A 7,096-nucleotide genomic window follows, 5' to 3' on the forward strand; every position below is an offset into this window, starting at 1 on the left:
GCTGCGCAGACGCTAGGGCCTGTGCAACAAAACGCAAGGAGACCCTTCATGCCCAACCCCTCGCTCCTCATCCTGCCCGGAGACGGAATTGGCCCAGAAGTTATGGCCGAAGTGCGCAGAATCATCGATTGGTTCGGTGCCAATCGTGGTCTTCAATTTGACGTGAGCGAGGATCTGGTGGGCGGTGCCGCTTATGACTCCCACGGCAAGCCTCTCTCCGATGAGACCATGGCAAAGGCGCAAGAGGTTGACGCGGTTTTGCTGGGCGCTGTCGGCGGTCCGAAATACGACGATCTGGATTTCAGCCTGAAGCCCGAGCGTGGCCTGCTGCGCCTGCGCAAGGAAATGGACCTGTATTCGAACCTGCGCCCCGCGCAGTGTTTTGACGCGCTTGCCGATTTCTCGTCGCTAAAGAAAGACATCGTTGCCGGTCTCGACATCATGATCGTCCGCGAACTGACGTCGGGCGTCTATTTCGGTGAGCCGCGCGGCATCTTCGAGGAAGGCAACGAACGCGTCGGCATCAACACCCAGCGTTACACCGAATCCGAGATCGAACGTGCCGCGCGCTCGGCTTTCGAACTGGCAATGCGCCGCAACAAAAAGCTGTGCTCGATGGAAAAAGCCAACGTGATGGAATCGGGCATCCTGTGGCGCGAAGTCGTCACCCGCGTCGCAGCGGACTACCCCGAAGTTGAACTGAGCCATATGTACGCCGACAACGGCGCGATGCAGCTTGTGCGCGCTCCGAAACAGTTTGATGTGATCCTGACCGACAACCTGTTCGGCGACATCCTGTCCGACTGCGCCGCGATGCTGACCGGGTCGCTGGGCATGTTGCCTTCGGCCTCTCTGGGCGCGCCGATGGCCAATGGTCGACCCAAGGCAATGTATGAACCCGTCCACGGCTCGGCTCCGGACATCGCGGGTCAGGGCAAAGCCAACCCGATCGCCTGTATCCTGAGCTTTGCCATGGCCCTGCGCTACAGCTTTGATCAGGGCGAAGAAGCGGATCGTCTGGAGGCCGCGATCGAGAAAGTACTGGCCGATGGTGTACGCACCGGCGACCTGCTCGCAGAGGAGGGCGTTCAGCCCGTATCAACCACTGAAATGGGCGACGCGATCCTTGCGGCCTTGGATGCCAGCGTCTGAAACACGCAATTAGCGAAATGGCAAAAAGGCGGTGCCCAGTGCACCGCCTTTTTTTCCATCAAAGAAGGCTTTAGTTTCCGCTAAAAATATTCTTCAGCAGATTGTTGATGTCCTCGGCAAAACCTCCGCGCTTTCGACGCGGCTGTGGCTGTGCGACCTGAACCGGCGGTGCTGGTGCCATCATCGGCAAGGGTGTGGGTGTCATCCCTTCGGTGACACGCAGCATGGTTTCTCTCCAGATTTCCGCGGGCAAACCGCCGCCGGTCACACCAGACAGGGGCGTGTTGTCGTCATACCCCATCCAAACACCGGTTACATAGTCCGCAGTAAACCCGATGAACCACGCATCGCGCGCTGCCTGGGTTGTGCCTGTTTTGCCCGCGACCTGCCAGCCGGGCAACTTGGCCCGTCCACCTGTGCCTTCGGACACCACACGTTCCATCATCCATGTCAGTTGCTTGGCAGCCGCGTCGTTGATCACCCGTTCACCGATACCGGTTGTCGTGACCATGACAGGTGCTTCATCACCCAGCAGCTTCAGCTCGGTCAGGCCATAAGGTTCGACGGCAGAGCCACCGTTCAGAATACCTGCATAAGCCCCCGTCATCTCAATCAGCGTGCTTTCCGATGCGCCCAGCGCCAAAGCAGGTCCTTGCGCCAGATCGCTGGCAATCCCAAAACCACTGGCCACCGTGCGGACGTTATCCAAGCCCGATATCTCAGCAACTTTCACCGCCGGAATATTCAACGAATTCTTCAACGCATCCGCCAGTGACACGCGCCCGTAGTACTTGTTGGTATAGTTCTTGGGGCACCATTGACCGGACCCGGGAATGTCCACGCAGTAAGGTTCATCCATCACCGTATCCAGCGGGGAATAGCCGAGTTCCAGCGCGGTGGCATAGACAAATGGTTTGAAAGACGAACCGGTTTGGCGCTTGGCGATGGTGGCCCTGTTGAACACCCCGGCAACCCGTGTTTCTCGGCCGCCGACCATTGCTCTTACCGCTCCGTCCGCGGACATAACCACGATGGCCGCCTGCGCCTTGGAGCCTTCGCGCACCTTTTCCTGAAAGATGAATTGCAAAGCCTCTTCCGCCGATCGCTGAATCCGCTGATCCAAAGTCGTCTGGATTACAACATCTTCGGTTGTGTTGTCGCCAAAATAACTGGGAAGTTCCGAAACAACCCAATCTGCGAAATAACCGCCCGCTCGGGCAGCTGCCGCTTCAGACAGTTGCGCCGGTCGCGTACGCGCTTCGCTGGCCTGTGCGGCGGTCAGATATCCCTGATCCTCCATCAGACCGATCACCAGCCGCGCCCGATCCTGAGACCGTTGCAGGTTGTTGGTCGGTGCATAGCGTGTAGGCGCAACCAGCAGACCAGCCAGCATCGCGGCCTCTGCGGGCGAAACCTCGGCGGCGGATTTTCCAAAGTAGCGCTGGCTTGCGGCTTCGAACCCACGCGCGCCTGCGCCAAGAAAGGCACGGTTCAGGTAGATCGTCAGAACCTCGTCCTTGGAGTATTTCACCTCCATCGCCAGCGCATAGACGGCTTCCTTGGCCTTGCGCCACAAGGAGCCCTGACGGCAGTCGGCCTCATACGCGGCCTCAGAGTCCCAGTCACTGGGATCATAGGGAACGCCCAGACACAGGAGTTTCGCGGTCTGTTGCGTGATTGTCGACCCGCCATGCCCCGACAAAGGCCCGCGGCCTTCGCTCAGGTTGATGCTGACCGCGCTGGCGACGCCACGCGGGCTGACCCCGAAATGCCGGTAAAATCGCTTGTCTTCGGTTGCGACAACCGCGTTTTTCAGATGCGGAGAGACGGTATCGGCCGTGATCACTCCACCAAACTGATCGCCACGCCAGGCAAAGACCTTGCCATCACGATCCAGCAAGGTCACGGAACCCCGCGCGCGCCCATCCAGCAAGGCATCGACATCCGGCAACGTGGCGTAAACGATACCCACCGCCAGCGCGAGCAGCATGGCCGAAATCGCACCGACACGCCAGGTCAATCCCCAGATCAACCGCCAGATCCATCGGAACAAACGGCGAAAGATACCACCGCCTTTACCCCCTGATGACTTGCGGGTTTTCCTGCGCGTGGTTTTGCGCGTGGTCGGTTTGCGCACCGTCGATTTCTTGCCCGCCGTGCTTTTGGTCGCAGCCAGTTTTCGGCCCTTCGAAGGGTACCGTTTATCCGCGACCAATGTCGGCTTGCGGCGCTTGGACTCAGTCATGCTCAAACTCTGCCCGGTTATACTTTTTGGTCACCATACCTCGACAACCGCAGTATGTAGAGGTCCGAATTTCCGGAATTTCCCCTCTCTATAGCGCTCATTTATTGGGCACAATGCCCAAGTTGTGCAAAAAATGTGCAACTTTGCATTACTTCCCGGCAGGTTTTGACCCCGAAAGCGTTTCTTACTGCGTCGCGGCGCGCTTTTTTTCTGCAGGTGCAAACAAGCCGGTCCCACCGGACAACCAGAGGGGAAAGACGTGAAACTGATCATTGCGACAATCAAGCCGTTCAAGCTGGAGGAGGTGCGCGAAGCTCTGACCGAGGCTGGCGTGCGCGGCATGATGGTAACCGAGATCAAGGGCTTCGGCTCGCAGTCCGGTCACACCGAAATCTATCGTGGGGCCGAATATGCGGTGAACTTCGTGCCCAAGATCAAGCTTGAGATCGTGGTGCCTGCGACAATGGCCGACCAGATCGTCGAGACGATCACCAAAACCGCCAAGACCGGCAAGATCGGTGACGGCAAGATTTTTGTCCTCGATGTCGAACAGGCGCTGCGTGTGCGTACCGGGGAAACCAACGAGGACGCGCTGTAAGCGCGCCCACTCACAATCATTCGAGGACTGACAATGAACCTGATGAAATCTCTCATCCCTGCCGCCGCCATTGTTGCGCTGCCGCAGATGGGTCTTGCGCAAGAGGCCGCTGCAACCGGCGAAGCGGCACAGCACACCCAGTACATCTTTACCACGCTGCTGTTTCTGATGGCGGGCTTTCTTGTTTTCTTCATGGCCGCAGGTTTTGCCATGCTGGAAGGCGGTCTGGTACGATCCAAGAACGTTGCCATGCAGATGATCAAGAACGTAGCATTGTTTTCATTTGCCGCAATCATGTACTGGCTGATCGGGTTCAATCTGATGTATCCCGGCGACGGCTGGTCCATCACGGGCTGGCTTGGCCCGTTCTTCTCGACCACAACGCTTGATGCGGTTGGTGTTGCGCCGGCGGATGCGGCACTGGACTATGCTTCGGTCGGTTCGGACTTCTTCTTCCAGCTTGTGTTCGTGGCCGCGACTGCGTCCATCGTGTCGGGCGCCGTGGCGGAACGGATCAAGCTTTGGCCCTTTCTGATCTTCGTCATCGTGCTGACAGGCATCATGTACCCGATTTCCGGTTCGTGGAAATGGGGTGGCGGCTGGTTGGATGCCAAGGGCTTCTCGGACTTTGCCGGTTCGACCATCGTACACTCGGTCGGTGGCTGGGCTGCGCTGGCAGGGGCCCTTATCTTAGGCCCGCGGATCGGCAAGTACAAAGATGGCAAAGTTCACCCAATGCCCGGCTCTAACCTGGCGCTGGCAACACTGGGGACGTTCATCCTGTGGCTGGGCTGGTTCGGGTTCAACGGCGGCTCGCAACTGGCGATGGGAACAGTGGGCGATGTATCGGACGTGTCACGCATCTTCGCCAACACCAACATGGCGGCTGCTTCGGGCTCGGTTGCAGCGCTGGTCCTGACCCAGGTTCTGTACAAGAAGCCCGACCTGACGATGGTGCTGAACGGCGCACTGGCGGGTCTGGTCTCGATCACGGCCGAACCGCTGGCCCCGACCCTGTTCGGTGCCCTGTGGATCGGTGCCGTGGGTGGTATCATCGTGGTCTTCGCGGTCCCGATGCTGGACAAGTTCAAGATCGATGATGTTGTCGGTGCCATCCCGGTTCACCTGTTCTGTGGCATCTGGGGTACCATCGCCGTCGTCTTCTACGGTGACGCGAGTCTGGGCGCGCAGCTACTGGGCATCGCCGCATACGGCGTTTTCACCTTTGTCGGCGCACTGTTCCTGTGGACGATACTGAAATCCACCGTCGGCATCCGTGTCAGCGAAGAGGATGAGATCAACGGCCTCGACATGGCTGAACTGGGAATGGAAGCATATCCCGAATTCTCGAAAGGCTAAGCCTTGCCTTCACCTGACAAAAAAACCCGGGCGTTCGCGCCCGGGTTTTCGTTTCGAATGTCGCGTCGGCATCTAAACCCCGACATCCACAATTGCTTTGGCCAAAATCGGCACAGTCACTGCGTTCAGCCCGGCAATGTTCAGTCGACTGTCACCGACCATGTAGATACCGTGTTCAACGCGCAGTTTCTCGACCAGTTCCGGTGCCGCCCCAAGGCGTGAGAACATGCCGCGGTGCTGGGCGATGAACCCAAACCGGTCGGATCCGGCCAGACGCTGCAACTCGTCAGCCAGTTGCTGGCGCAGGCCCAGCATGGAGAGGCGAACCTCTTCCAGCTCAGTTGCCCAGTCTGCCCGCAACGCCTCATCCATAAGAATGGTCGTCACCACGCGCGCGCCGTGGTCCGGCGGGAAGGAGTAGTTCTGGCGATTCAAAAACGCCAGTGTGGCCTGATTCAATGCGGTTTCAGCCGCGTTGTCACTGACGGCCATCAGCAACCCGGTGCGCTCACGATAGACGCCGAAATTCTTCGAACATGACGCCGCAATCAGGCATTCCTTGACCGATGAGGCCACCAGCCGCACGCCTTGCGCATCCTCTTCCAGACCGTCACCGAAACCCTGATAGGCAATGTCGATCATCGCAACGAGGCCCAGCGCATTGATCAGGTTCACGACCTCCTGCCATTGCACCATGTTCAGATTGGCACCGGTCGGATTATGGCAGCAGCCATGCAGCAAAACCACGTCACCCGCTTTGGCGGTTTTCAGGTCTGCGATCAGCCCGTCGAAATCGACGCCCCGGGTCTCTTCATCGAAGTAACGATACTGAACCGTTTCCATCCCCAGATAATTCAGGATCGACAGGTGGTTGGGCCAGGTCGGGTTCGACACAAACACGCGTGCCGAAGAGTTCGCCATCCGGATCAACTCGAACGCCTGACGGCAGGCACCGGTGCCTCCGGGTGTCGCCACTGCGGCGATGTTGCCGCGTGGCACAGAAGTACCCAAGATCAATCCGATCATCGCATCCGCATAGGCCGGATCACCGGCCAGACCGGTATAGGCCTTGGTTTCCTGCTCTTCCCAGATACGCTGTTCGGCGGCTTTCACCGCGCGCATCACCGGCGTCACGCCTTCGGCATTCTTGTAGACACCAACACCCAGATCGATTTTCTGATCGCGCGGGTCTTCGCGGTACATCTGCATCAGCGCCAGAATCTTGTCGGCAGGCTGCGGTTTCAGGTTCTCGAACATCAATTCTCTCCGGTTGCGACGGGCAGGGTCGGGAAGGCACCCCATTCAGCCCAGGAGCCGTCATAAAGCGAGTGGTCTTTCTTGCCCATGCGTTCCAACGCAAGGCTGAGAATCGCGGCCGTGACGCCCGAACCGCAAGAGGTGATCGCCGGCTTCGACAGATCGACGCCCGCAGCCTCGAATATGGCGCGGCAGTCCTCGGGCGACTTCATTGTTCCGCTGGCGTTCAACAACTGCCCAAAGGGCACATTGCGCGAGCCCGGAATATGGCCCGAACGCAGCCCTTCGCGCGGCTCGGGTGCGGTTCCGGCAAATCGGTCGGCCGAGCGGGCATCGATGATTTCGTGATCCGCCAGCTTGGCGGCGGCGGAAACTTGCGTGACGTCCCGGACAAGTTGGTTTTGCACGCGAACGGTCATGTGGCGGTCGCGAATGACCGGAGGCAGATCCTCGATCTCGCGCCCCTCGGCCTGCCATTTTGGCAA

The 7,096-nt window shown here is 59.1% G+C and carries 6 protein-coding genes; 3 read left to right on the plus strand and 3 right to left on the minus strand.

The annotated features are described in order from the left end of the window. Positions 1-48: 48 nt before the first annotated feature. Entirely contained in the window at positions 49-1,152 is a 1,104-nt protein-coding gene (gene leuB, locus AC2FNC_RS19360; RefSeq protein WP_496716350.1) for a 3-isopropylmalate dehydrogenase, read from the plus strand. Positions 1,153-1,222: 70 nt separating this feature from the next. Here the strand turns inward: leuB and AC2FNC_RS19365 are convergent, their stop codons facing one another. Next, positions 1,223-3,397, minus strand: a complete 2,175-nt coding sequence (locus AC2FNC_RS19365) for a transglycosylase domain-containing protein (protein ID WP_496716352.1) — start codon at positions 3,395-3,397, stop codon at positions 1,223-1,225. Positions 3,398-3,656: 259 nt separating this feature from the next. Between AC2FNC_RS19365 and AC2FNC_RS19370 the strand changes: the two genes are divergently transcribed. Together AC2FNC_RS19370 and AC2FNC_RS19375 are read left to right on the plus strand one after the other, a co-directional pair. After that, complete coding sequence (locus AC2FNC_RS19370) at positions 3,657-3,995, plus strand: P-II family nitrogen regulator (protein ID WP_117871083.1); 339 nt, start codon at positions 3,657-3,659, stop codon at positions 3,993-3,995. 33 nt (positions 3,996-4,028) lie between these two features. After that, a complete protein-coding gene (locus AC2FNC_RS19375) occupies positions 4,029-5,354 on the plus strand; it encodes an ammonium transporter (RefSeq protein WP_480474686.1) in 1,326 nt (441 codons plus the stop codon). A 72-nt stretch (positions 5,355-5,426) separates the two neighbouring features. Here AC2FNC_RS19375 and AC2FNC_RS19380 read toward each other — a convergent pair whose 3' ends face one another. Continuing rightward, positions 5,427-6,611 carry an amino acid aminotransferase gene (locus tag AC2FNC_RS19380; RefSeq protein WP_480474685.1) on the minus strand — a complete coding sequence of 395 codons (1,185 nt, stop codon included), beginning with the start codon at positions 6,609-6,611 and terminating at the stop codon, positions 5,427-5,429. Next, on the minus strand, positions 6,611-7,096 hold a 486-nt coding region (locus AC2FNC_RS19385), incomplete at its 5' end, for a sulfurtransferase (protein WP_496716354.1). The genes AC2FNC_RS19385 and AC2FNC_RS19380, both read right to left, overlap by 1 nt.

It is taken from the genome of Ruegeria sp. BHSA123 (assembly GCF_059613425.1).